The organism is uncultured Maribacter sp., from assembly GCF_947495965.1.
Taxonomy (GTDB): Bacteria; Bacteroidota; Bacteroidia; order Flavobacteriales; family Flavobacteriaceae; genus Maribacter_B.
On record NZ_CANMBB010000001.1, the window covers coordinates 1 to 24,330 of the forward strand.

Annotated in this window: 26 protein-coding genes and 1 pseudogene; 20 read left to right on the top strand and 7 right to left on the bottom strand. The window is 31.8% G+C overall.

Annotated features, from left to right (window positions below; translation table 11 throughout):
• A pseudogene (locus tag Q0820_RS00005) lies at nucleotides 1–386 on the bottom strand (group II intron reverse transcriptase/maturase); the annotation flags it as partial.
• On the bottom strand, nucleotides 322–600 hold the full coding sequence (locus Q0820_RS00010) for a hypothetical protein (RefSeq protein ID WP_298484178.1): 279 nt from the start codon (nucleotides 598–600) through the stop codon (nucleotides 322–324). The gene Q0820_RS00010 and the pseudogene Q0820_RS00005, both read right to left, overlap by 65 nt.
• Nucleotides 601–1,024: 424 nt before the next feature.
• Between Q0820_RS00010 and Q0820_RS00015 the strand changes: the two genes are divergently transcribed.
• The 6 genes from Q0820_RS00015 (at nucleotide 1,025) to Q0820_RS00035 (ending at nucleotide 6,338) form a co-directional block, all read left to right on the top strand.
• A complete protein-coding gene (locus tag Q0820_RS00015) occupies nucleotides 1,025–1,858 on the top strand; it encodes a PIN domain-containing protein (RefSeq protein ID WP_298484179.1) in 834 nt (277 codons plus the stop codon).
• An 804-nt stretch (nucleotides 1,859–2,662) separates the two neighbouring features.
• A complete protein-coding gene (locus Q0820_RS00020; RefSeq protein ID WP_298484180.1) occupies nucleotides 2,663–3,340 on the top strand; it encodes a M23 family metallopeptidase in 678 nt (225 codons plus the stop codon).
• Between the two features lie 320 nt (nucleotides 3,341–3,660).
• On the top strand, nucleotides 3,661–4,299 hold the full coding sequence (locus tag Q0820_RS00025; RefSeq protein ID WP_298484181.1) for a helix-turn-helix domain-containing protein: 639 nt from the start codon (nucleotides 3,661–3,663) through the stop codon (nucleotides 4,297–4,299).
• 121 nt (nucleotides 4,300–4,420) lie between these two features.
• Nucleotides 4,421–4,567 carry an integrase core domain-containing protein gene (locus Q0820_RS16950; RefSeq protein WP_366941642.1) on the top strand — a complete coding sequence of 49 codons (147 nt, stop codon included), beginning with the start codon at nucleotides 4,421–4,423 and terminating at the stop codon, nucleotides 4,565–4,567.
• A gap of 298 nt (nucleotides 4,568–4,865) precedes the next feature.
• Nucleotides 4,866–5,471 (top strand): Crp/Fnr family transcriptional regulator, encoded by a 606-nt coding sequence (locus Q0820_RS00030; RefSeq protein ID WP_298484182.1) that lies wholly within the window; start codon nucleotides 4,866–4,868, stop codon nucleotides 5,469–5,471.
• 78 nt (nucleotides 5,472–5,549) lie between these two features.
• The gene (locus Q0820_RS00035; RefSeq protein ID WP_298484183.1) at nucleotides 5,550–6,338 is read left to right on the top strand and encodes an SGNH/GDSL hydrolase family protein; all 789 of its coding nucleotides are present in this window, start codon (nucleotides 5,550–5,552) and stop codon (nucleotides 6,336–6,338) included.
• Nucleotides 6,339–6,799: 461 nt separating this feature from the next.
• Here the strand turns inward: Q0820_RS00035 and Q0820_RS00040 are convergent, their stop codons facing one another.
• From Q0820_RS00040 to Q0820_RS00050, 3 genes are all read right to left on the bottom strand, one after another.
• The gene (locus Q0820_RS00040) at nucleotides 6,800–6,934 is read right to left on the bottom strand and encodes a hypothetical protein (protein ID WP_298484184.1); all 135 of its coding nucleotides are present in this window, start codon (nucleotides 6,932–6,934) and stop codon (nucleotides 6,800–6,802) included.
• 142 nt (nucleotides 6,935–7,076) lie between these two features.
• Nucleotides 7,077–7,220, bottom strand: a complete 144-nt coding sequence (locus tag Q0820_RS00045; RefSeq protein WP_298484185.1) for an IS3 family transposase — start codon at nucleotides 7,218–7,220, stop codon at nucleotides 7,077–7,079.
• Between the two features lie 583 nt (nucleotides 7,221–7,803).
• Nucleotides 7,804–8,811: an AraC family transcriptional regulator gene (locus Q0820_RS00050; RefSeq protein WP_298484186.1), complete on the bottom strand. Its 1,008-nt coding sequence runs from the start codon at nucleotides 8,809–8,811 to the stop codon at nucleotides 7,804–7,806.
• A 165-nt stretch (nucleotides 8,812–8,976) separates the two neighbouring features.
• On the opposite strand from Q0820_RS00050, the gene Q0820_RS00055 reads away from it, so the two are divergent.
• The 3 genes from Q0820_RS00055 to Q0820_RS00065 all read left to right on the top strand — a co-directional run bounded on the left by Q0820_RS00055 (nucleotide 8,977) and on the right by Q0820_RS00065 (nucleotide 10,964).
• The gene (locus Q0820_RS00055; RefSeq protein WP_298484187.1) at nucleotides 8,977–9,825 is read left to right on the top strand and encodes a hypothetical protein; all 849 of its coding nucleotides are present in this window, start codon (nucleotides 8,977–8,979) and stop codon (nucleotides 9,823–9,825) included.
• A gap of 50 nt (nucleotides 9,826–9,875) precedes the next feature.
• On the top strand, nucleotides 9,876–10,382 hold the full coding sequence (locus Q0820_RS00060; protein WP_298484188.1) for a hypothetical protein: 507 nt from the start codon (nucleotides 9,876–9,878) through the stop codon (nucleotides 10,380–10,382).
• A gap of 159 nt (nucleotides 10,383–10,541) precedes the next feature.
• Nucleotides 10,542–10,964: a hypothetical protein gene (locus tag Q0820_RS00065; RefSeq protein ID WP_298484189.1), complete on the top strand. Its 423-nt coding sequence runs from the start codon at nucleotides 10,542–10,544 to the stop codon at nucleotides 10,962–10,964.
• Between the two features lie 325 nt (nucleotides 10,965–11,289).
• Here Q0820_RS00065 and Q0820_RS00070 read toward each other — a convergent pair whose 3' ends face one another.
• A complete protein-coding gene (locus tag Q0820_RS00070) occupies nucleotides 11,290–12,345 on the bottom strand; it encodes an IS110 family transposase (RefSeq protein ID WP_298484190.1) in 1,056 nt (351 codons plus the stop codon).
• 274 nt (nucleotides 12,346–12,619) lie between these two features.
• Between Q0820_RS00070 and Q0820_RS00075 the strand changes: the two genes are divergently transcribed.
• The 9 genes from Q0820_RS00075 (at nucleotide 12,620) to Q0820_RS00115 (ending at nucleotide 21,107) form a co-directional block, all read left to right on the top strand.
• Nucleotides 12,620–13,471 (top strand): AraC family transcriptional regulator, encoded by an 852-nt coding sequence (locus tag Q0820_RS00075; RefSeq protein ID WP_298484191.1) that lies wholly within the window; start codon nucleotides 12,620–12,622, stop codon nucleotides 13,469–13,471.
• 480 nt (nucleotides 13,472–13,951) lie between these two features.
• Nucleotides 13,952–14,431, top strand: coding sequence for a DUF1772 domain-containing protein (locus Q0820_RS00080; RefSeq protein WP_298484192.1), 480 nt, complete (start codon nucleotides 13,952–13,954; stop codon nucleotides 14,429–14,431).
• Nucleotides 14,432–15,271: 840 nt separating this feature from the next.
• Nucleotides 15,272–15,775 carry a Crp/Fnr family transcriptional regulator gene (locus tag Q0820_RS00085; protein WP_298485429.1) on the top strand — a complete coding sequence of 168 codons (504 nt, stop codon included), beginning with the start codon at nucleotides 15,272–15,274 and terminating at the stop codon, nucleotides 15,773–15,775.
• A gap of 53 nt (nucleotides 15,776–15,828) precedes the next feature.
• Nucleotides 15,829–16,467 (top strand): hypothetical protein, encoded by a 639-nt coding sequence (locus Q0820_RS00090; RefSeq protein ID WP_298484193.1) that lies wholly within the window; start codon nucleotides 15,829–15,831, stop codon nucleotides 16,465–16,467.
• A 22-nt stretch (nucleotides 16,468–16,489) separates the two neighbouring features.
• A complete protein-coding gene (locus Q0820_RS00095; protein ID WP_298484194.1) occupies nucleotides 16,490–16,942 on the top strand; it encodes a DoxX family protein in 453 nt (150 codons plus the stop codon).
• Nucleotides 16,943–16,946: 4 nt separating this feature from the next.
• Entirely contained in the window at nucleotides 16,947–17,489 is a 543-nt protein-coding gene (locus Q0820_RS00100; protein ID WP_298484195.1) for an NAD(P)H-dependent oxidoreductase, read from the top strand.
• A 105-nt stretch (nucleotides 17,490–17,594) separates the two neighbouring features.
• The gene (locus Q0820_RS00105; protein WP_298484196.1) at nucleotides 17,595–18,431 is read left to right on the top strand and encodes an NmrA family NAD(P)-binding protein; all 837 of its coding nucleotides are present in this window, start codon (nucleotides 17,595–17,597) and stop codon (nucleotides 18,429–18,431) included.
• Between the two features lie 423 nt (nucleotides 18,432–18,854).
• The gene (locus Q0820_RS00110) at nucleotides 18,855–19,808 is read left to right on the top strand and encodes a 2OG-Fe(II) oxygenase (RefSeq protein ID WP_298484197.1); all 954 of its coding nucleotides are present in this window, start codon (nucleotides 18,855–18,857) and stop codon (nucleotides 19,806–19,808) included.
• A gap of 819 nt (nucleotides 19,809–20,627) precedes the next feature.
• A complete protein-coding gene (locus Q0820_RS00115) occupies nucleotides 20,628–21,107 on the top strand; it encodes a GNAT family N-acetyltransferase (RefSeq protein WP_298484198.1) in 480 nt (159 codons plus the stop codon).
• A 12-nt stretch (nucleotides 21,108–21,119) separates the two neighbouring features.
• Here Q0820_RS00115 and Q0820_RS00120 read toward each other — a convergent pair whose 3' ends face one another.
• Nucleotides 21,120–22,091 (bottom strand): LD-carboxypeptidase, encoded by a 972-nt coding sequence (locus Q0820_RS00120; RefSeq protein ID WP_298484199.1) that lies wholly within the window; start codon nucleotides 22,089–22,091, stop codon nucleotides 21,120–21,122.
• A gap of 66 nt (nucleotides 22,092–22,157) precedes the next feature.
• Here Q0820_RS00120 and Q0820_RS00125 point away from each other — a divergent pair, with 66 nt between their 5' ends.
• Together Q0820_RS00125 and Q0820_RS00130 are read left to right on the top strand one after the other, a co-directional pair.
• Nucleotides 22,158–22,535 carry an ester cyclase gene (locus Q0820_RS00125; protein ID WP_298484200.1) on the top strand — a complete coding sequence of 126 codons (378 nt, stop codon included), beginning with the start codon at nucleotides 22,158–22,160 and terminating at the stop codon, nucleotides 22,533–22,535.
• Between the two features lie 243 nt (nucleotides 22,536–22,778).
• Nucleotides 22,779–24,305, top strand: coding sequence for a BCCT family transporter (locus tag Q0820_RS00130; RefSeq protein ID WP_298484201.1), 1,527 nt, complete (start codon nucleotides 22,779–22,781; stop codon nucleotides 24,303–24,305).
• Nucleotides 24,306–24,330 lie beyond the last annotated feature (25 nt).

Consider the following 24,330-nt stretch of genomic DNA (forward strand, 5'->3'; position numbering starts at 1 on the left):
TAACCTGAATTGATATATGCCTGAGCTTGTAGTACAGCTTTCTGGATGTTCTTCTGCGGGCGAAATCCATAACTAACTGGTTCAAATTCGTACTCGAATTTGGTCATTAATTGAAAATTTACTGCCTGTTGTAACCATCGGTCTACTACTGTTGGGATTCCTAATAAACGAGACTTTCCCTTGCCTTTTGGAATACTTACTCCTAAGATTGGGGATGGTATATAGCTATGAGCATCGATTGATGTTAGTAGAACGCCTCGGTGTGCTCTGATATAATCCGATAGTGCCGTGGTTCTCATACCATCGATGCCACTTGAACCTTTATTTTGCATCACTTGTCGTGCTGCTCTGTCTAGGTTGCCTGCTGCTAATACTTTTCCTATCATAGGTAATTAATAATTTGTAATCTCCTGTTGGTTTAAGAATAGGCTTGCTTTGCATCCTAGTCGAATTCCAACCTAATTTAATGTTCTGTCCTTCCTTATTTGTGAGTCCTCTGTGGTTTCTATTCACAACTCGTTTCCCATAAGTACTATGACTTCTGCTGACTTCTCCAATACGCCAACTCGTAGCTTTGGAGACCTCCCCAGGTAAGGACATCTTCTTTCGCTCAATCCCTGCCGTATCTACATAACTACCCTTTTAGTATTCTTTTGGGCGTTACAATGATGTGCTTGCTTACCCAAGTAATTATGCCTCTGTATACGGTTCGTGTGCCTCAGTACCAAGCTTTGTAGTCTCGCTTCCTTCAGATGTAACCTCACGATCACCACCCTTGCGACTTACTAATGCTTCAAGACGTTACTCCTGCGCATAAGGGACTTGCACCCTCTAGATGAATTAGTTATCTTTCGATAAATTAAAGATGCCCATGCTGGGCACACACAATGGCTATATTTCAAACTGGGCTAAGCGCTTTTTCTATGTAAAATAATAATTCTAAAAATTTATCTCTGGCTGACTGGTTAGCGTATACTTTCCCAGTCCGAAATCATAGCCGGGAACGTTGGGCAACATTTAAAAAATGGGTAATTACATTGTATTAGACACATCGATATATAGAGAACTTGGGCTCAAATTCAATGAGAATTTGGATTATAAGAATCTACACGCATTTACAATGAACACAGATGGTGAAGTCTTGTTGTCAGATATAGTTGTAGAAGAATTTAGTAATTATTACGAGACATTAATTACCTCAAAAACAAACTCTTACATTAAAGCTAGTAAGGACTTAATTCGTGACCCATATTTTAATTCCCCAAAAGAAATTGAAAATGGTGCAAACAAAGAATTGCTAAAAGCTATTGAAAATTTCAGATCAACTTTACAAAAAGACCCAATTCATAATTTGAGGATTGCTATCGTGAGACCAACACTAATTAATGGACTTGAATTAACCAAGTTTATATTAAATAGTAAGGAGTCAAAGGATAGTAACATTCAGATAAGAGATTACTTAATTTGGGATTCTGTTTTGAACTTTGCGAGACGAGAAAATGAAGAAAGAATAACAAAAATTGGGCGTAGAAAAATAAAAAGCGATAAAGGTATTATTACATTTATAACTAAAGATAAAGGATTTGGGGAAAATGAAATATTTCAAAATCTTCTAAAAGAATATAAGATAAATAACCTAGAAGTTCTTTCTTCAATTCCGCAATTCCTTGAGAAGAAAGGGTTCTATTTTGACTTTATAACTTCAGAATTAATTCAAGAAAAGATTAATTCAAAACGTATCTTAAAGGACTTAAGTAAAGATATTGGAGCTCTCTTAAGTTATGTTAGTGAAAGATATCATAAAAACTGTTATGAAAAAGAGATTGAAGAGTCAGAAATTGAAAAGGGTGATGGGTGAATTTAACCGAATTGAAAAATGTTTTCAAAAAGACGAAGCTTGTTTCATGTTCGTAAATAACGGCGACATGATATTAAGAACCTCAGGTCGAACCATACAACTTAAAAACGAAAATGGTTTATTCGCCAAGTGTGGCATATACTTTTTTGAAAAACAAATTAGTTAAAAATTCACTTTAGTTGCCGCTTATTTTCATTCTTAAATTATAAAACTGTTTTTAAAACCTGAACTTTTAACTTCAAATTACACGGCAAATTATGATGCAAAAAAGGTGCATGTAAAAAAGCTTTTATCCGACTTTAAGGAAAGTATTGGCTATTTAATAAATCACCCATAATAGTATTCCATATAGCGTATGGTAAAAATATGTTACTTATAGACTGGAGAAAAAGTAAAGCTAACACAACTTATAAACAATAATGGCTTCGGGTTTAGTCGCAGGGTTTGCGTATTTTTATGAAGTCGCAAAATCTTTGGGATTTTGCTTTAAAGAAGGAAATAAGATTACATTTATCTTTAGACTTTAAAAACCAAATATGGTATACAAATTAACAGCGTAAATTCAATTTTAACTTGTATCCATATTTCAGGATTAGACATTGACTTCTCTTTAAGCAGGGTATATGATATACCTTCATTGTTTTCAGATTTCTAATTTCTAAAAAAAGTTTCGTTATTAAATTTACTTCTAACCACATCGTAAAGTTAAAAATTTATAATAGTTCCTAAAATTCTAAAAATATATTTAATATGCAACCTTTTGAAAAATGACTTGTCTATATAAAAAACAAATAATCAAAAATCATGAGAATAAAGAAGCAAGGAATTATAATTGTACTATTAGGGATTCTAACGGTAAATTGTATAGATGAATTAGAGGAAGCACAAAGCAACTATCTAAATTACAACACAAAAATTAATTTAGAATTACCTTTCAATGGGGAATGGTTAATAGCCCACGGAGGTAGAAATTTAAGTGAAAATCATCACGCCTCAGTTAGGGAACAAAGATTTGCCATCGATGCTTTTCAAAAGATAAATGGCAGTTCATATTTAGGAGATGGAAAAGATAATGAAGACTACTATTGTTTTGGCAAACCTCTTTTCGCTCCTGGAAATGGAATAGTTATATTAGTAGAAAATACAGTTATAGATAACACTCCAGGCGAGTTAAACCCAAACCAATTAGCAGGAAACTATGTGGTAATTAATCATCAAAATGATGAATATTCTTTTATAGCGCATTTTAAACAAGGTAGTATAATTGTAAATGTAGGGGATCAGGTTGTTAAAGGCCAAAAATTAGGAGAAACAGGAAATAGTGGAAATTCAACTGAACCTCATTTGCATTATCATATGCAAACAACAAAAAACCTGCATAATGGTGAAGGATTACCTGCGCAATTTCTAAATTATTATGCTAATGATGTACTTATAGAAAGAGGTGAGCCAATAAAAAATCAAATTGTTAAGAAAAAATAAAAACCATTTTACAAAAAAACCTATAAACAATACGGGCTTTGGGCTTAATCGCTGGGTTTGTGTGTTTTTATGTAGTCCGGAAAATCTTTTGGATTTTGCTTTGGACAAGAAAAAATAAATCAAAACCAAAAGATTTTGCTATGTGCGTGGCGGAAAGCAAACGCCAGTTTGCTCCTGTACTGTTCATAGCTCAACCGTTAGCAGTTATTTGGTAAAATATACAAACATCCTTTACAAAATTATAGAAACATCGTTTACACTTTTTAAGTTGCATTTGAAACCAATATTCAGATGCTATGCCTTAGAAAAAACAGACGATTATGGAACAAAAAATTGAATTTATCTGTGAATGGCGAACGGGAAAATATACCATCACAGAGCTTTACAAATGTTTTGATATTTCAAGACCAACGGCCTATAAAATCATATCTCGATTTGAAAATAAAGGCTATGAGGGATTAAGGGAACTATCTAGAAAACCTCGAAGACCACACCCAAATTCGACCAACGAAAAAGTAGTGGAGCGCATCCTTTTCCTAAAAGAAAAACACAAGCTCTGGGGTGCTAAAAAATTACATACCCTGTTGTATAAAGATTTTCATCAGGAAATAATCTCAACGGTCTTGACTGTACACAACATCCTTAAAAAACACGGTTTGGTGTCACCTCAAAAAAGACTTAGAAGAGTAAAGCCAATACACCCCATCTTTGACCCAAAACATTGTAACGAAGTATGGAATGCAGACTATAAAGGCAAGTTCCTTATGGGGAATAAATCTATTACCATCCCTTTACAATTGCAGACTCAAAGAGCCGATTTGTATTTACCGCAAAAAGACATTATAAAGAAAACCTTGACTCTGCAAAAAGCGAATTCAAAAGGGTTTTTAGGTAATTCGGGATTCCTGAACAAATCCATACTGACAATGGAAGCGCATTTGGTTCCGTGGCCGCTATAAAAAGATTTACTAGATTATCGTATTGGCTCATAGAACTCGGAATCATGCCTGTGTTTTCAGACCCAGCACACCCGGAACAGAACGGACGGCATGAACGTATGCAAAGGGATTTAAAGGCTACTTGAATCCTTCAGCTTATAACATGACAGCGCAACAAAGACGCTTGAACAGCTTTGTAAAAGAATATAACAACCTAAGACCTCATGAAGCATTGAACATGAAAACACCTGCTTCAGCACATGAGTTTTTAACAAAAATCTTTCCCTGAAAGAATTCCACACTTTGATTACGATTCCAAAATGAAAGTCTTAAAAGTAACACAAAATGGAGATATCAGATAAAAGGCTTACTATTAGATTTACCTTTCCGCTTCGTTCCAAGGTAAACACATCGGTGCTCTAGAAATTGGTAATGGTATTTGGAGGGTGTTTTATAGAAACGTATTTTTAGTTTTTTTTACGAACATGTGTTTAGAAAGAAAGAATAATCAGTAAGATTAGAAAGTAACTTAGTGTAAACTCTAATTTATAACTTTTGTAAACTATGTATATTAACGAACATACTCGATGGGGATAGAAACTGAAAACAATATCAAGTATTTTGATGAATATTCCAAAGCGTTGAGGAAAGTTTGCCCTGAATTAAGTTATGAGGAAATAAGTTATATGTTCCAAAATATTACAATAATCAAATTAAAGACTAAAGAATTATACGTAAAAACTAATGAAATTCAAGATAACCTAGCTTTCTGTTGTAAAGGTCTATTAAGAAGTTTTTACATAAATGATAAAGGTGAGGATATAACAATTGCTTTTATTAAAGAGAATAATTATGCTACGGATTATAGTTCTTTTATAAGTCAAAAACCTTCAACATTTTATATTGAAACTTTAGAACCTTGTTTATTAATCAATATACCATATACTTCTATAGAAAAATCTTATTCAAAGTTTAAAAATTGCGAAAAATATGGCAGATTAATTGCTGAAAAGCATCTAATTAAAACCCAAAGTAGAATTAATGAATTTCTGTTTCACAATGCTGAACAGAGATATATTAACTTCATTTCAAAAAATACCGATATCCTTAATCGTATTTCAATAACACACCTTTCTTCATTTTTAGGAATTAAAAGGCAAACCTTAACTCGAATTAGAAAGAAATTACTTTAGTAAAGTAATATTGACACAAATGTGTCAGCCAATACATATTAAAATAATTCATTTTTGTTAGATTAAAAAAATTATCTAATGAATTTCAAATATTTATTAAATACTATAGCTACAACACCTTTATTGCCAATACTTTATTATCAAGGAAAGAAAATAAGAGCGAATACGCCAAGGCTACCAGAAGCAAAAGGAATTAAAGGAGAAATTATTAAAGATTCTAAACAAACACTTCGTCTAATAACGATAGGAGATAGCAGTATGGCAGGTGTTGGTGTTGATAGTCATAAAGAAGGCTTTGTTGGCACACTTGCTAAAGAATTAGCATCACATTATAGTAGCAATATCTCTTGGAAAGTTTATGCCAAAAGTGGTTTTACTGCCTTAAAAGTTAAGGATAGACTAATTCCTAACATACAGGAAGATGGATTGAATCTTATTGTTGTTGGCGTTGGGGGAAATGATGCATTTAAATTAACTAGTCCCAAAAAATGGATAAATAATGTAAAAATGTTGATAGCTGATTTAAGAGTTAAATTTAAACACCAGCCAATAGTTTTTATTAATATGCCACCAGTAAAAGAAATACCAGCTTTTACTTCTTTAATTAAATATACTATGGGTAATCAGCTTGATTTTTATAGTAATGAACTAGTATCACTAGTAAAAAATATGGACGGTGTTTTCTATTGCTCTAGTAAAATTATGTACAACGATTACAAAAAAAGATATAATTTAGACGCTCATTCAAGTGAGTTTTTTAGTGATGGAGATAAATTCCACGCCTCAAAATTAGCATATCAAATTTGGGGAAAGGATATTTTCAATTTTATTATAGAAAACAACGACATTAAAAACAGAATGATTTAGAATGAATCTTATGTATAAAGAACTGAGGTAGAAAACAAATATATTCTTCTTTAATTTAAAATAATATTATTCTAGCTTATAGATTCAACAACTTGATTCTTTGAGTTTTTTTCATTTTATGTCTGGAATTGCAACAAAAAGTCGGACAATAAGTTATGCTGCATTTTTTAAAAATTACATAGTTAATGAGATACAGCCTTTCCATTTCTAAAGGGTTTTATATCCTAGACTAGAATGTCTTATTTTTCTATTACACCATATTTCTAAGTATCTAAAAATCTCTGTTCTTGCTTCTCTTTTAGATTTAAAATTGTTTTGAAAAAAGATTCTGCGACTGCATTATCCTAAAAGTTTCCCTTTCTACTCATACTTTGGATTATATTATTCTTATTTATGATTTTTTAAAAATCACCACAAGCATATTGAACTCCTTTATTTATATGAAATATCAAATACTTATTTCAATTTCTATTGTAGAGTGTCATTTTTAATGCTTCAATAAATGTTTCGGCTGCTTTCATAGTTGCACTTACTGACCAACCAATTACTTTACGATCAAACAAATCAATTACTACTGTTAGATATACCCCATTCATTTTTAGTATTTACATAGGTAATATCTGAGACCCATACCATCCCTGGTAAATCAACTATAAAATTTCTATTCAACAAATAAGGAGTTGTTGGAGCACTATGTTTGGTATCCGTAGTTAGTATCCATTTTTTTCTAATCTTATTTTATATGTTATTATTCCTCATTACTATAGCTACTTTTGGACAAGATACTTTATATCCTAGTTGATATAATTCCTCCTGTATTCGAGCACTACCATAACTACCATTACTCTGATTATAAATATTTAGTATTTCTTGTAACAACATATTATTTTCTTTTTCTCTATTAGAAATCAGTCCTTTACACTAAAAGCTATAATCACTCTTACCTACTTTTAATACTTTATACATCTTCTAGAATAGGATACGCTACTTTGTAAGTATCTATAAAACTAAAAATATCTATACGTTCTTAGAGAAGATGCTTACTGCCTTTTTAAGATGTCACGCTCTAATTCTGCATCTCTAAATGCTTTCTTTAATTCCATTATTTCTTTTTGTTCTGATGTTAAATTAGGGCGACCATTTACTGAAAAACTACCCGTAGAGTTTGCATTAAACTCCCTACACCATCTCGATAGTAATTTCAGACCTATACTTAAATCATTACTAATCTATCAAGTACTCTTTCCTGAATTAACTAATTCAACCGCCATTATTTTAAATGTCTTTTCGTAATGGCTTCTTTTTGTTTTTATTGTGGATTAAGCTATTAATTTAAAGCTTAACCTACCGTCCAAACAAATGTAGTAACTCCATGTTTATCTATAACCGTATTTTAGGACGTGACATTAAATACCATATTCCTCTATTCAAAGAACGGTATGGGAGAAAATACTTATATACGACTTTATAGCAGTAATTTGAAATGACCTGGTGTTTTGCCATACCATTTTTTAAATGCAGAAACAAAAGTACCTGATTCTGAATAGCCCATTAAGTAAGAAACTTCTTTAATACTCAAATTTTTTTTCAAATAATCTACTGCTAATTTTTTTTTTACCTCAGTTACTAATTTTGAGTAAGAGGTTCCCTCCTCTTTTAGCTTTCTTTGGAGGTTACGGGGAGACATATTTAAGTTATCAGCTATCAACTCAAAACTTGGAATATATGGGTTCAAAAGAGAATAAATCATTGAAGTAATTACTCCTGATAAGTTATCGGATTGATATTGTGATTGAAACCTGGCACAGGCAACATTTTCCAATACTTGTAACAGTTCATAGTCAGAAAATACAATTTTTTGTTCCAGAATTTCTATTCTAAATTTCATTTGATTAACATCAGACTCTAATTCTACTGAAGTATTAAATACTCTATCAAATGATTTCTTTTTTATCGATTCAAAATCAATCTTTACCTCTAGAGGCGATGTTTTATAAAGAGTTAAAAACTCCAACTCTTTATAAGCGAAAACCATAGAGGATAAAACAAGGTGTTTAGTTGCTAATGGAAATTTATTTTTAGCTTCGGGATGTAATTTGAACACTAGCAGAAGATGATTTTCTTTAAGTTGAAACTCTATCTGAAGCACGTTACTAATTAAATTAAAATGTCCACAGCACTTTTCAATTCCTACTCTAATTGTTGGACTCACCTGAATAATTTGACCTACAATTCCTAATGCTGCTAAATTGAATTTTTCGCCTTGATGAAGCCCAAACAAAGAATCTTTGGAGGCATTGATAGTATATTCATAAAATCGTGCATAATCTTCGTAAGGAATTGCTGAAGTCTCATTTATAGCTAAAAGATCTTTAATCGTATTTCCAAAATTTAGTTCTTTATCTATTAAATTTCTCTCGGTATAAAGCAGAAGGCTTTCTGCTAGTAGTTTTGATATGTACAATTCTTTCATAGCTTGCAATTTAATAGATTTCTTTAACCTATTAAATAAATGTCGCAAATTATCAATTATATGTCGTTATATATTAATCAAATTCAATCCATCTAAATTATTTTTGTATAAAAAAAATAAACCATGACGCAAAAACAATCTAGTATTCTGGTAGTAAACTTTATAATGCTAGTTATAACAAGCTGTAAAATTGCAAACCTTAGTAAAGAAGCACTGACAGACATTGAACAATCTGAAAAAATTGCGACTCAAAAATTAAATGAAGTTATTTCAGCACAAGGATTCAATGTTTTAAAATCAAAAAACACGTTTGAATTTACAGCTACCGATTACTGGCCAGGTATTATAGGAAATATAGCTAAAATATGGCCAGAAAAGAAAACTACTATCAAATTCAGGCATAATTTTAACACCTTTGATGGTACTGGTTTATTCTTGAATGGAGAAAAAGAAGGAGATTTGATAGGGATACAATCCTGGAATTACTATGAAAAAAGTAAGGATAGTGAAGAGATTAAAAAGTATGAAATCGAAAAAAAGAAAAAGCTAGCTTTTGGTCTGGTAATCTATCATTATTTCTTGGAACTTCCTTATAGGTTATATAAAGCTCCAATAAAACGCTATTACGGTCAAAAAACTAAGAAAGGAATATCTTATGACCTTGTTTTCGCTAGTTGGCTGAGCGAAGCTCCCAACCCCGATTACGACCAATACATAGTTTGGATTAACACACAAACCAAACTAGTTGACTATTGTGTGTACACTCTACGTGAAAATAAAAACCCTATTACTCGTAAAAAATATGGCTCAATAGCTTACCAAGATTACCGAAATATTGATGGTTTTATGGTTCCTTTTAATATGCCTGTAATGCTAGATAATGGAGTTATAAAAAAGGATACTACTGATAAGTTTTTTCATCAAATAACTATTGAGAATTTTACTCTGGGCAGATTTGATGAGAAAGAACTCTATCCAATATCTAAAGTAAAAAAACAAATTGACACCAAATGAAACAAGTAATTCTATATCTAATATTATTAATTACAACTAGCTGTACTCTTATGAAAACAACTGTAAAAAAAGAAAATATCACTTTTGATTATCCTAATCAGAAAAGTAAAAAAGGAAAAGAACTTACTTTTGAAACTACCCTAAATTGCTCTGCAAAGGAAGTTTGGAAACTGTATCAAAAACCTTCTGGATGGTTAGAAAATCTTAACCCTCAAGCTAAGCTTTCTCCCACACGTGATAATAAAAAAATTGAAAATTGGGAATTAAATAAAAATTACACTTTTATTCTTTACATGTATGGCTTTATTCCCTTTGGAAAACACCATATTTCATTTGAAACAATTGATTCTGATAGTTTAATTATTCAATCTCGAGAACATGGCTTTATGGTGCCACACTGGGATAATTATTTTGAAATAAACCCCTTAACTAATTCTACTTGCAAAATTAAAGATGTTCTAAAAATTCAATCGACAGGAATTAATGCTATCGTTTCTTCTTACGCGAAAGGAGTATTTAAAGCCAAGCACAAAAAAATAGCTCGGAAAATTGAATAAAATTAAACTTGTAATTTTTTATCCTATCATATATTATGAAAATAAAAACAAAGCATAACAAAGAACTGAGGTAAAAAGCAAGCTAAAAATTATAGAATGTTCAACATATTTAAGAAATCAAAAAATACCGAATCAAAAATACCTAAGCGAATTCCCATAATGCGAATGGAAGAATACCACACTCATTATCTTGGAAAAACTAGAGACGATAAATTATTCTTTGGAAGTGTAACTTTTGCCCATAAAAAACCAATTAGAGAATTAACCCCTGAGGAGAGAAACAAGTATCGAATAGAGCTTGCAATTCTTTATTTATTTGACAAAAACGGTAAATTTTCTGAATATAAATACTGGTCTACAGAAAAGGATAGTGAAACGCAAAGTGTATGGGAAGAAATGGAAAAATTAGTTGCGGAATTGAGACAAGTTACATTATGCAATATTGAAGTTGAAACCTTCGAAATAAATATTGATGGAATAAAATGTGGTTTGATTCCTAATGAAGAATCAGTTAGTATTGATTTATTTCCTAGCAACACTATTTCATTTCAAGAACCTTGGGATGGAGAATATTATACCTAGCAGGACGGAAAATCCAGCTTACAACAAAACCTCCTATGAAAAGCCTTCGTCCAGTTCTCTAAATTTAATTAATATTTTCTTATTTACCTTAAACCGCCTTTTTTTCTTTTAATATAACTTGCTCGCACTCCTATATGTGATCGGTTCGAAACCTGAAACGTCACCGGCATTTGTATGATTATAAATTATAATAAAACCGGTCACTTGCTAAAAATGTGATACTGAATAATACAGGCCACGGGTTTTGTTTTGTGATACGGTTCTTACTACTGTTTTAGAGCTTTGTTATCCTTATTATTTCTTTCTTTTATTCTTTTGTTTTTCATTATTCTATAACCCCTATCGTATAAGGGACTTCGGTCTTTATAACAGCCAAAGTTCTACTTAGTAACTTCCTAGCGACTTTAACAATGATACGCTTCACATTCTTGCCTTGATGTTTACGATAATACCCCTGCATAACAGGGTCTGCTCGGATTGCTTGCCAGGAAGCTTCCACAAAATAACTACGCAATAAACGGTTGGCTCTTGGGGTCATTCCCATTGTTCTCTGATTATCGCCACTTTGATATACACTTGGAGACAGACCTACATAACCTGCCAAATGTTTAATATTTTTAAAACGTCTTAAATCTCCTAACTCACTTAATATACCACAAGCCACAATACCGCCTATTCCTGGTATACTTCTAAGCAACGTGTAATCTTTCTTATAATGTACCTTGCAGTATCTTCTAAGCTCCGTAGAAACATCTCGTAACTCTTGGTCTACAAATCGGAAAAAACGCATACGACTATCTAAAGTTGCCTTCGCCGTAGGATATTCGAACATTATATCATCTAACCAATTACGGTACTTATGGCTCCAATGGTCATTATCGAACTCCTCAGGCTCCTTAATTCCAAAATACAACAACTGCATCTTGATATAACTCTTCACCCTTCTGAAATCCTTTACTAAATCATTTCTTCTTCTAAAAAGACTTCGAAGTTCCTCGCGTTTCTTATCTGGAATTATAATACTTTCTAAACGACCATCTTTAAGTTCTCTAGCAATTAACTGAGCATCTATCTTATCTGTCTTTGTATGGCGTTCTTTACCTTTTCTATGAATATCGGCAGGGTTAACTACCAAACTCCGCCAACCATAACTCTCAAAACAACGATGCGCATAATAACCACAGCAACTGGCCTCATAAGCAGTGGTTACTTCGTAGTCCGAAAAATGTTTCCTAACATAATTCAATAGTTTATCTGGATAAGAAGACATGCTAAAAGATTTACCTGCAAACAAATCTGTCGAAAAATGAAATTTCCAACTTCGCTTGTGTATGTCAATGCCAATATATAACTTCGGTACAGCAGTAATTTGAGTTTTCATTTCTTTAATTTTTTGTTCATCTTAAAGATACTCGAATTACTGCTTTTTCATCAATTCTAAACGTAATGCCGACTTTAGGGCAAAATCAAAAGTTCTGTGTATATTTATAATGTCGCTAAATCTTATGCCCCGAAGCATCGGGGTAGTCTTGGAAAAGAAAAAAACAATGAGCTTTAGCTTCTTGCGCAGATGCAAACCAAAAATTTCCTTGCTCACGCACTAATCATAGCTCAGGCGTTGGTAATAATGAAACTCGATTGATAAATTCATAAGAATGAATCGTGAAATAATAGATATTAATGATTACACCATCTTGTTGGAAGAAGCATCTACTGATAATAATTTAGTAGATTCATGTTTTTTTGATGAGCCTGTAATAGCTATCGCCTTTTATGGTGCAGGTGATGTTGGACTTAACGTAAAATTTGATGGAAAAGCCAAAGAATTTCATCACACGAAAGGTATGGTACTATCATTTTATGCAGATAATATGGTAGAGTTTGAACATCATGTTTCCAAACTAAAATCACTGCAATGTTTAGTAATCGCTACAACAATAAGAAACATAGACAAATTGCCGAATGGTGAAGGTCAATTCTTGGAACAATTTTTACATCAATTAATTCACCCAAAAGATCATTATGTTGAAGGTCCAATATTCAATATGAGCCCAGAAATGTTTCAGTTAGTTGAACAGTTCTTTAGCAATACTTACGAAGGTGAAATTAAAATGCTATTTTACAAAAGTCATATCACGGCGTTGCTTTCTCATTATTTTGGACAATTGGCTAAACAACAAAACGTAAAACTTGATATTTCGCAAATAGAAAAAATTAATCTTGCACAAGACATTTTAATATCCGATTTAGAAAACCCTCCTTCCTTAACAGAATTGGCTAATAAAATTGGCATTAACACTAATAAGCTTAAAATAGAATTTAAAGCGCAGTTTGGCGTTCCTGTTTTTAAATACCTACAAAACGAACGTTTGAAGAAAGCTTACAATTTAATTAAGAACGAGCAAAAAACTATTCAAGAAGCCGCTTGGGCTGTAGGTTATGATAGTTTAGGTTCTTTCTCTAATGCTTTTGAAAAAAAGTTTGGCTACAGACCTAGTCAAGTATAAAGTTCTTTTCGAATAAATCATAATACTTTCTGAATAAGTAGCTAACTTATAGTTACAATAGATTTGTATCATAATATAAAAACAAAAGATTATGATTAGCAAATATTTATTTAGCGTTATATGTGGTATGCTCGTTTGGATTTTAGGTGTAAGCTTTTACCTATTATCATTTTATCTCCCGATTTTAGAAAATCCCGAACTACAATCTAATATCGTATTGGCATTAGGTATACTACCTAGTGCATGTTTAGGAACATATTTATTCTATACAAAAAGTTATCTAAAACCATCTACATTAGGACTTACATTTGTTATTATAGCTACGCTACTAGATGTAATAATTACAGTTCCTGTATTTATAATTCCCAATGGTGGAAGTTATTCTGAATTTTTCGGAACCCCTTTGTTTTACATTATCATAGTAGAATTTTACTTCGTTGTATTTTATTTCGGAAACCATTTAACTAAAAAGATAAAAGCATGAAAACAACGGTTCTTTTTATAACAGTTTTATTGAACGCACTTTCTACAGGTTTTTTCTTCGCCTGGTCCGTTTCGGTCATATTAGGAACAAAAAAAGTAAGTGATTTTACTTATTTGGAAAGCATGCAGAGTATTAATAAAGAAATTTTAAACCCAGTATTCTTCATTGTATTCTTTGGCAGCCTAATTACATTAGCCATGTGCGCTTATGTACAGTTTAACACCAAACCTATATTTTGGTTGGTCATGGCATCAGCATTCATTTATCTAATTGGCACTTTTAGTATTACAGCCTTTGGGAATGTTCCTTTAAACAATGAATTAGAAACATTAAACATTACCAAATTGAGCATATTAGAATTAAAAAACTTTAGAGCCTATTATGAAAGCGCTTGGAATCGGTATCATACTATTAGAACTATTTCAAGTATTATTTCCTTCATATTATTACTTATAACAATATTTATTAAAAGATAATTTAAAAACATAAAAACGAACATTTTAGTTTTCGGAGGAAGTGGAAAAACGGCTGCTTTGATTGGAATGATAAAAATACTTGGGGAAATGCTTTAAATAGCATTGAAAAAATGGTTCTGTCTTCTGAAAAAGGGGAAACCAAAGCAGAAACTTGTGAAAAAATAGCGATGGATTCGGGTATAGATTATACTATAGTTAGAGCTTCTTGGTTTAACCAAAATTGATACGAAAGTTTCTTTTTAAACCCAATATTATCGGGAGAAGTGGCTTTACCATTTTCAGACGTTTTAATTCCATTTGTAGATGCCAATGGTATTTCAGAAATTGTAGCAACTGTACTACTAGATGATTTTTATATTGGTTAAATTATTGAGGTAACAGGTCCAGACTTAATCACTTTTAAAGATATTGTTAACATCATTTCAAAGACAAGTAAAAGAAAAATGGGCTTTTACAACATCAAGTAAGAGCAGAATATACATGGCATGAAACAAATGCAAATACCTGATGATGTTGTGTGGTTAACTGAGTATTTAGTCATGTTTTAACTAATCCAAATAATGAACTGGTATTTAGAATCCGGTAAATGTTACATAACCATTGCCAAAAAAGTCTTTAATAATAGCGATTTGAAATAAGATTCAAGTCGCTATTCTTTTTTATTTTGTAATTTACTTTCCGAAAAGTAGCATCTATAAGCTGGCTACAAATCATACACAAACATTTGGCAATAATTAGCAAAAACCAAACTTGAACTACAAAGCATCACATATCTTAATTTTAAATAATATCTCTAGATTCATTGATTTAACTGAATTAGAAGAACAGAAGTACCTTTCATTGCTTACAGAAATAAGTGTAAAGCGGAAGTCTTTTTTAATGCAAGCAGGTGATATAACATCATTTGAATATTTTATAACTAAAGGATGCCTAAAAGTATACACTCTAGATGATGATGGCGCACCACACATTTCTATGTTTGCTGTAGAAGATTATTGGACAGGCGACATGGCGAGCTTTATGACCAAGGAGCCAACACCTTATTTTATAAAAGCTACCGAAGATTCTGAATTGTTTGGTATTTCTAGAGCTAATTATGAATTGTTATTTCAAGAAATACCAAAGTTTGAACGATTTTATCGCATGCTATATCAAAAGTCATTAATAAATTATATAAAACGCTCAAATCATGGCATTTCATTAACCGCAGAGGAGAGATATATCAAGTTCAAAACAAAATACCCAAATATTGTTAATAGAATTACTCAGAAAGACTTAGCTGGTTACATTGGTATAACACCAGAATTTATGAGTAAAATCATCACAAAAGTCAACCGAAGGTAAAAGTCTTAAACTAGTTCATTTTTTTTCATGTGTTCCATTCGGAATTTTGAAGCATGAAAAAAGTTATCATCAGTACTCTTTTAATCATTGGTTTTTTTAATCCCTTACAAGCGCAATTTACTCAGGTAGAATTGTTTTCAGGATTTGATAAAACAGATTTTACCTTATTCTCAAGTTTTCCAATTAATAAGAGTCAGACATTGAGTCTAAATACACTGGCTTTTTTCCAAAAGTTTAAACAAGAAAATCAGGAATTTGATGAGGTTGGTGTACAACCCACAATCTTTTGGAATATTACCAAAACTATTGCCATTGGTCCTTCCATATACTATAATAGCTTTGCTGGCTATTCAAAACGGCTATCTGCAAAATACACATGCAATAATTCACACCTATTATTTGTAGTAATGCCAACATTGGCGTACTCAAAGCAAACTAATGCTAGTTACACAGAAGTATTTGTACAAATTCAATATAGCAAACCTCTAAAAGACCATATATCATTATGGTTAAACGGCCAGTTATTAACCATTTGGGATAAGTTTAAAACACATTCAAGAAGCTATCAACAGTTACGGATAGGAGTGTCTTTTTATGACCATCAGTTAGGTATTGGTTTAGATATTGACCAGTACGGATTGAAGCCTACAAGAAAAACATCTCTCGGATTTTATTACCGAATAACTATATAATAAATTTTAAATCTTAATCATTATGAAAAAATTAGTAACACAACTTTTAAAAACAAATTTAAATATTGGATTTAGCATCGCAAGATGGACACTAGGCTTCATAATATTTCCTCATGGTGCACAAAAATTATTAGGGCTATTTGGTGGATATGGCTATTCCGCAACTATGGAGTCGCTTACCACACAAATGGGTTTGCCTAATATTATAGCTTTTTTAGTTATCATGATTGAGTTTTTTGGTTCCATTTCTTTGATTTTAGGGTTCTTCTCTAGGTTTTGGGCCATAACAATTATGGGAATGTTTACTGGTATAATTATCACCGCACAGCTAGAGCATGGTTTCTTTATGAACTGGTTTGGTAACCAAGCAGGAGAAGGCTACGAATATTCACTTTTAATTATAGGACTTGCCTTTAGCATCCTCGTTAATGGTAGCGGAAAATGGTCCATAGATGGTTTAATCTCAAAAAAATAGAAAAATGAAAAAAATAATTACAATCGCAGGTAGTAATAGTCAGAATTCAATAAACAAAAAGTTACTGTCTTACACATCATATTTACTAAAAGATGTAGAACTTATTCCCATTGACCTAAACGATTATGTACTACCTATTTATGGTACCGATTTCGAAGATGAAAATGGTATACCAACAGCCGTTAAAAAACTTAATAAAATATTTGATAACGCTGATGGATTTATAATAGCACTGGCAGAACACAATGGAGCCTATACAGCTGTATTTAAAAATATATTAGACTGGTTGTCTCGTGCAAATATAAAAGTATGGAGAGATAAACCCATTCTCATAATGGCAACATCGCCTGGTGATCGTGGTGGAACAACTGTATTACAAACTGCCGTCAATTATTTTCCTTTTTTAGGTGCAAAGGTTGTTGCAGATTTTTCCTTACCTAGTTTCTTTGACAATTTCGCGGACGATTGTATTTCAAATACAGACTTAAATGAAGAACTGATTCAAAAAATGCAACTTTTCAAACAAATCATAATTCCTTTTGAATAAGTAATTGGCTCATAGCTACTTTAGATTTGTACCATCATTTAAAAACAATCAAAAAATGCTTCAGATTTCTGGAGCAAAGTATTAATCAAATAAAAAAATCAAATTATGAACAGTAACATTTTAATTATCGGAGGAACGGGAAAAACGGGTCGTAGAGTCGTAGAACAACTACAAAACAAAGGTATAAAACCTCGTATTGGTTCAAGAAATGCATCACCAAGTTTCGATTGGAATAATAAAGACACTTGGCCAAATGCCTTAAATGGTGTAGAACGCATGTACGTAACTTACTATCCAGACTTGGCCGTTCCAGGAGCCAAAGAAGCCATACATAGCTTAACCTATTTAGCAAAAGAATTAGGAGTTAAAAAAATGGTTTTGCTCTCTGGAAAAGGGGAAACCGAAGCAGAAGCATGTGAAAAAATAGTGATGGATTCGGGTTTAAATTATACCATAGTTAGAGCTTCTTGGTTTAACCAAAATTGGAGCGAAAGTTTCTTTTTAGACCCAATATTGTCGGGAGAAGTGGCTTTACCATTGTCAGACGTTTTAATTCCATTTGTAGATGCCAACGATATTGCAGAAGTAGCTGCAACTGTGTTACTTGATGATTCATATAATGGTGAAATCATTGAGGTAACAGGTCCAGAATTAATCACTTTTAAAGATATTGTTAATATCATTTCAAAGACTAGTAAAAGAAAATTAAATTTTTACGATATCACACTAGAGCAGTATATAGATGGCATGAGACAAATGCAAATACCTGATGATGTTGTGTGGTTAATAGAGTATTTATTTAGTCATGTTTTAACTAATCCAAATAATCAACTGGTAGTTCATGATATTGAACGTGTTTTAGGCAGAAAAGCAAAACCATTTTTGGAATATGCTCAAGAAACAGCTAGAACTGATATTTGGAATCCGGTAAATGTTACATAACCATTGCCAAAAAAGTCTTTAAGTAATAGCGCCTTGAATCTTAATTCAAGGCGCTATTCTTTTTTATTTTGTAATTTACTTTCCGAAAAGTATTGCCAATAAATTCTCTACTACTAAAACAAGAACACAATAACGTTTATAAACAATTACTTGTTTGTAGTCTACTTACGAATGCCAAAGTGCCAGGATAGCTTTGACGTAAAAATTAAAACCCAAAAAATGCCACTACGTGCATTACGGAAAGTAAACGTTAGTTTGTTATTGTACTATTTATAAAATAATAAAAATCCTAAGTAAGTTATTGATGTTTATAGAGTAAAAAGCATCCAAATCTTCGTTTTTTACCAAAAATCCCCTTTTTATTACCTAACGGCTGGCATTTGCTAGTTCTATCTTTACACTATAATTAAAAACATAACAATAATGAAAAATAATAAAGCACTTGCACATGTTCGTGCACTCACAGTACCTTCTCGCGAAGCTATGCTAAAACGTGAAATATCTGTCTCACAATTTTGGGACAATAACCGAAAAATGCTCGAAGATGCATGGGCAGAATGGGAAATAGATAACAAAGATAATTTATTAGTTCCTGATGAAACGTTACTTGACCCACGATTGCGACAGGCTATAAATGATGCCTGGGAAAATCCAAAAAAAGAAAATGCAGTTGCAGATTTATGGGAAGAAATTATTCCAGGTGTTTATACCGCACAATTTTTTGACTTGGAACGTTTAGCAGAATTCCGTAATTATCTAGAAGCTGCAGCAAATTCAAAAATTCCTGCACGCCCACCGTACGGCATCCAATTAAATCGCTATGGTTTTATGCTTGATCCTCGTTCAGAAGGGCATCTTGCTGCACCAAATTTTCAGATATTTTACAATGATATTATGAACCGCTATATGCGTCCAATTGCACGTTTGTTACTTGGCACTTATGGTTATGATAACCAAACATTTGGTTTTTCTATACAGTATAATCCTGATAAGGATAAAGATTTGCATGCACACACAGATGCTTCATCTGCCACCTTAAATATTAATATTAATTTACCAGATGAAGAATTTACAGGTTCGCAGGTAGATTTTCATGATAAAACCACAGGACAAACGGTACAGACTATTTTTGAACCTGGAAAAGCCATAATACATCGTGGTAACGTACCACATGCTACCCATCCAATTACTAGTGGCCAACGTAATAATTTAGTAGTTTGGTTATACGGTGATCGCATGCAAATTCCACGTGGTGGCACAAATAGCTACGGTAGTTTCAGTAATACAACACCTACCGTAGATGCACCAGAAAATGCTACTGCTCGCCAGCGTTGGAGTGTACCAGATAGTCCTAAAGACAGTTCTGCTCCATTTTAAAAAAAAGTAAAAAATTTTAGAATTGCTTGCGGAGAAAATTATATAAACACAGTAGTGGGTTTTACGCTACAGTAAAAATAAGTATTTATATTAAAGATTAGTAATAATCCTTTAGGTACATTTAACCCACTATTGTATTTATAAATTACTGTTTTTACTTTCCAATGAAAATTGAAAAAATTTCAGAACCATATTTATTCGAAAAACATTCTCGGGCTGTTATAAAAGAATGAAATAGAAAGTTAAAATATGGATTTTACAAAAGAGCCTGGGGCGGTCACGCAAATGATGGAGATGCGTTTGGTATTTGGCTCAAATATGATACTAAGAATGAATTATTTACAATATTAAATGAACTTCAAATTAAACTAAAAAAAACACCTAAAAATCATCAAAAAGCAATTATTGGTCAAAAATATAAGGTAGAGGAATATCTAAAATTTAAAAGTACAATAAAAGACTTTCCCGAATTTGAACAACCTTTGGATATTAATTTAAAAAGGACTCCTTGTTTTTGTTGGATTGGAAGTGGACAAATTAAACTAACTTTTAGTGGACAAAAGGACGGAAATAATTACGAGGTTAGCGAAATAGACTTTAAGAATTGTTTACGAATAGAAAACATAATATTAAATAAAAACTTAGGCAACTATATAAGTTCTGAATACCAAAATTACGCTGCTAACATATCTAAAAGAATATATCCTGAGCTATTTGACTAAAAATAACCAAACACTAAACCCCTACATATAATTAATTCCCAGCTTTTTACGAATTAAGAGACAAAAAGCTCGCAACAAAAAAACAGAATTAACTAAAATGAAAAAAGAAAGTTTAGAAATACGAGAAGCAACTATAAAAGACCTTTCTATTCTAACAGGCTTTGAGCAAGAAGTTATACGTTATGAACGTCCATTTGCTCCTAATTTAAAAGAAGACCCTATATCGTACTACAATATTAAAAACTTTATAGAACAAGAAAACACTTATTTAGTTGTAGCTGTCATAAACCACGAAATTGTTGGGTCAGGGTATGCTTTAATAAAAGATTCTGCTGTTTATAAAAAACCAGCCAAATATGCTTATTTAGGCTTTATGTATGTGATGCCTAGCCATAGAGGAAAAGGTATAAATGGAAAAATAATTGATTCTTTAATAAATTGGTCCCAAAAAAGAAGAATACATGAAATACAATTAGATGTTTATGCTGAAAATGATAGTGCTATTAAAGCATATAAAAAAAGAGGTTTTAAACCAGATTTATTAAAAATGAGGTTTAATAGCAAGGAAGAAAATTAAGTATATAAAATTCTAAGGAACAAAAGTAATTGTTGAAAATTTATCAGTAATAGTAACTTCTGCTGTTCTCCCCATAAGTAAAGCCCTATTATCAGGGTCATGACCTGCTGGAAAATTAAAAAGAATAGGTATGGTATTGGGTACAACATCAGAAATTAATTGTTCTATTGAGGTTCCCCAAGGGGTTGTATTTTTTCTAATTTTTGTCATACCACCTACAACCACAGCTTTTACATTTTTAAAATAACCGGCACGTTTAAGGCTTTGTAACATTCTATCTATACTATATTTGTATTCTCCTACTTCTTCAATAAAAAGTATCTTGTCATTGGTAGAAATTTGACTTTGAGACCCTAACATAGAAGATAAAATTGCAATATTACCGCCAACTAAATTCCCTGTAACTTTTCCGTTTCTATTATATTTAGAAGAAGGTATTTTATACTGCAAAATCTCTCCAAATAATGCCTTTCTAAAGGTTTCTATAGTATGCGGTATATCCTCTGCTTTATCTTGCATACTGCTTCCTAACATTGCATGTAATGTTTCTACTCCCAAAGTATGCAAATGACTATGAAAAGCTGTAATATCAGAATAACCAATAACCCATTTAGGGTGCTTTAAAAATTTACTAAAATCTAATTTATCTATAATCCTAACAGAACCATATCCGCCTCTTCCACACCAAATAGCTTTTATATTAGGATTGTCTAGGGCATCTTGAAAATCTTGACAACGTTGCTCATCGGTACCCGCAAAATGATTATTCTGACTATACAAATTAGTTCCAAAAACAACTTTTAAACCCCAACTTTCTGCCAACTTTTTTGCACTTTCCATAGCTGGTCTCTTATATGCTTTTATAATGCCTGCAGGTGCTAAAATTGCAATAGTATCTCCTTTTTGTAAATAAGGCGGTGTAACTAAAGTAGATTTAGTTTGTGCGTTTACTAGCGTAACAATAAATAGAAAAAAATACTTCATAAAAAACATATAAAATAAAAACCAAGAATAGAGTATCTTTAATACTCTTCTTAATAAACAAACATTATGGACTTAGATAAAAATAAACAAAATGCTATTAACTTTTACAAAACAGCGTATGAAGGTAATCCTAAAAAAGCAATAACACAGTATGTAGGTTCTGAATATATACAACATAATCCTGATGTTGCAGATGGCACACAAGGCTTTATAGATTATTTTGAAAGGATGCAAAAAGAATACCCTGAGAAAAGCATAAAATTTGTACGCTCAGTAGCAGAAGGAAATATGGTAGCCTTACACACCCACCAAACCTGGCCAGACAATGACCAATATATAACTATGGATTTTTTTAGGTTTAATGAAAATGGTAAAATATGTGAACATTGGGATGCTATTCAACAAATCCCAAAAGAGTCTGCCAACCATAACACTATGTACTAATAAAATTAGCCTCGGAATGATGATGAAAAAAAACAAAGTTTTGTTTTCGGATAATGAGAATGAAAATTGGCAAGAAAAGTACAGTTTAGACGGGTTACAATCCTAAGTAAAAAACATTAAAAAAGAAAGCTATAGATAAAATGCAACCTCTTATAAAAACCTAAATTCAATGAGAAAATGCTTAAAAAAGAAAAGAATTTAAATTTGTACCTACAAACTTTTCCTAAACCTTAATACTAAAAATTGCAACCAAGAAATCTTTTTTCAACCTTCCAAAAACGACCAGTTTTAAGTATTGCTATTGGTATTTTAGCAATACTATGTTTGTATGCTTTTTTTGCAACTACAACCACTTATGAAATTATTGAATATTCATCTACATGGGTAAGAAATTATTTTGGCTATTTTTATTTATACCTAGGACTAGGCTGTGTCTTGTTTTTATTAAGCATTGCTTTATCCCCTTTAGGAAATAAAAAGTTAGGGAACCCCACTAGTAAACCAGAACATTCTACCTGGAGTTGGGTTGCCATGCTTTATAGTGCAGGAATGGGTGCCGGAATTTTATTACGGGCGGTACAAGAACCAGTTTATATGCAACAAAATCCTCCTTTTAAAAGTGATTTGCAATCTAATATCTTAGCGTTAGAATTTACTTTTTACCAATGGGGGTTTACTGCCTGGGCTTTTTACGGATTATTTGCAATGGTTATGGGTTACGCTCTATTTGTAGACCGCAAAAAAGTACAAATTAGCGCCACAATAGAAGAATCTATAAAAAACCCAATTGCAAAAGGAAGTATAGACATACTTACTATTATTACAACAGTTTTTGGCCTTATTGCAGCTGTTGGCCTTGGCACCACACAAATTACTGGCGGCCTAACCCACTTAACAGAACTAAACTTTGGTTTTAAAACTACTCTTATACTAACATTAATTATTTGTACACTCGCTTTTTTATCTGCCTGGAAAGGTTTAAACAAAGGAATTAAGTTACTCTCTAAGGGAAACATTTTAGCAACCCTACTTTTGTTGCTATTTATCTTTTTTACTAGTGATATTTATGAAATTTTAAAATCCTTTAGTAATGCTACGCTAGCATATTTAAAAGATTTCATCCCTTTAAGTTTAGCAATAGGGAAATTTAATCCTGGTATAGATTTCTTAACCAACTGGACATTTTATTACTGGGCTTTTTGGATTGCTTGGGCTCCCTTTACTGGAATATTTATAGCACGTATTTCTAAAGGAAGAACCTTAAGGCAATTACTATTAGGTGTATTAATAATTCCATCTTTAGGTACTTTTTTTTGGTTTTCTGTATTTGGTCAATCTGTATTTAACTTAGTCCAAGATTGGGGAAGCTATAATGGAGAGTTTAATAATGTTTTTACCTCTATATTTATATTTTTAGAAAATTACCCAATGCCCAGTCTTCTAAATACTACTTCTATAATTTTATTAATTGGTTTTTTAGTTACTTCGGTAGATTCTGCTGTTTTTGTTTTAAGCATGTTTACAGATAACGGTAAACAAAACCCAAGTAAAAAACACAGATTACTCTGGTCTATATTTATTTTTTTTGCCACCCTTGCCTTATTAGTTTTAGCAAATGTAAAACCCAATATAGATATTCTTAGCACTGTCCAAAAACTACTAATTATTACTTCTTTACCTTTTTCTTTTTTTATGATAATTATGGCTGGCCTATTTTTAAAAAAAATGATTATTAAGAAAAAAGTACCTAGAAATAAACTAGATATATAACTCTGTTTTTAATCCTAAGAATAAA

Bases quoted from the DNA above. Each gene is read 5' to 3' on its own strand.
- Q0820_RS00010 (WP_298484178.1), bottom strand. From the start codon at position 600: ATGTCCTTACCTGGGGAGGTCTCCAAAGCTACGAGTTGGCGTATTGGA.
- Q0820_RS00015 (WP_298484179.1), top strand. From the start codon at position 1,025: ATGGGTAATTACATTGTATTAGACACATCGATATATAGAGAACTTGGG.
- Q0820_RS00020 (WP_298484180.1), top strand. From the start codon at position 2,663: ATGAGAATAAAGAAGCAAGGAATTATAATTGTACTATTAGGGATTCTA.
- Q0820_RS00025 (WP_298484181.1), top strand. From the start codon at position 3,661: ATGGAACAAAAAATTGAATTTATCTGTGAATGGCGAACGGGAAAATAT.
- Q0820_RS00030 (WP_298484182.1), top strand. From the start codon at position 4,866: ATGGGGATAGAAACTGAAAACAATATCAAGTATTTTGATGAATATTCC.
- Q0820_RS00035 (WP_298484183.1), top strand. From the start codon at position 5,550: ATGAATTTCAAATATTTATTAAATACTATAGCTACAACACCTTTATTG.
- Q0820_RS00040 (WP_298484184.1), bottom strand. From the start codon at position 6,934: ATGAATGGGGTATATCTAACAGTAGTAATTGATTTGTTTGATCGTAAA.
- Q0820_RS00045 (WP_298484185.1), bottom strand. From the start codon at position 7,220: ATGTTGTTACAAGAAATACTAAATATTTATAATCAGAGTAATGGTAGT.
- Q0820_RS00050 (WP_298484186.1), bottom strand. From the start codon at position 8,811: ATGAAAGAATTGTACATATCAAAACTACTAGCAGAAAGCCTTCTGCTT.
- Q0820_RS00055 (WP_298484187.1), top strand. From the start codon at position 8,977: ATGCTAGTTATAACAAGCTGTAAAATTGCAAACCTTAGTAAAGAAGCA.
- Q0820_RS00060 (WP_298484188.1), top strand. From the start codon at position 9,876: ATGAAAACAACTGTAAAAAAAGAAAATATCACTTTTGATTATCCTAAT.
- Q0820_RS00065 (WP_298484189.1), top strand. From the start codon at position 10,542: ATGCGAATGGAAGAATACCACACTCATTATCTTGGAAAAACTAGAGAC.
- Q0820_RS00070 (WP_298484190.1), bottom strand. From the start codon at position 12,345: ATGAAAACTCAAATTACTGCTGTACCGAAGTTATATATTGGCATTGAC.
- Q0820_RS00075 (WP_298484191.1), top strand. From the start codon at position 12,620: ATGAATCGTGAAATAATAGATATTAATGATTACACCATCTTGTTGGAA.
- Q0820_RS00080 (WP_298484192.1), top strand. From the start codon at position 13,952: ATGAAAACAACGGTTCTTTTTATAACAGTTTTATTGAACGCACTTTCT.
- Q0820_RS00090 (WP_298484193.1), top strand. From the start codon at position 15,829: ATGAAAAAAGTTATCATCAGTACTCTTTTAATCATTGGTTTTTTTAAT.
- Q0820_RS00095 (WP_298484194.1), top strand. From the start codon at position 16,490: ATGAAAAAATTAGTAACACAACTTTTAAAAACAAATTTAAATATTGGA.
- Q0820_RS00100 (WP_298484195.1), top strand. From the start codon at position 16,947: ATGAAAAAAATAATTACAATCGCAGGTAGTAATAGTCAGAATTCAATA.
- Q0820_RS00105 (WP_298484196.1), top strand. From the start codon at position 17,595: ATGAACAGTAACATTTTAATTATCGGAGGAACGGGAAAAACGGGTCGT.
- Q0820_RS00110 (WP_298484197.1), top strand. From the start codon at position 18,855: ATGAAAAATAATAAAGCACTTGCACATGTTCGTGCACTCACAGTACCT.
- Q0820_RS00115 (WP_298484198.1), top strand. From the start codon at position 20,628: ATGAAAAAAGAAAGTTTAGAAATACGAGAAGCAACTATAAAAGACCTT.
- Q0820_RS00120 (WP_298484199.1), bottom strand. From the start codon at position 22,091: ATGAAGTATTTTTTTCTATTTATTGTTACGCTAGTAAACGCACAAACT.
- Q0820_RS00125 (WP_298484200.1), top strand. From the start codon at position 22,158: ATGGACTTAGATAAAAATAAACAAAATGCTATTAACTTTTACAAAACA.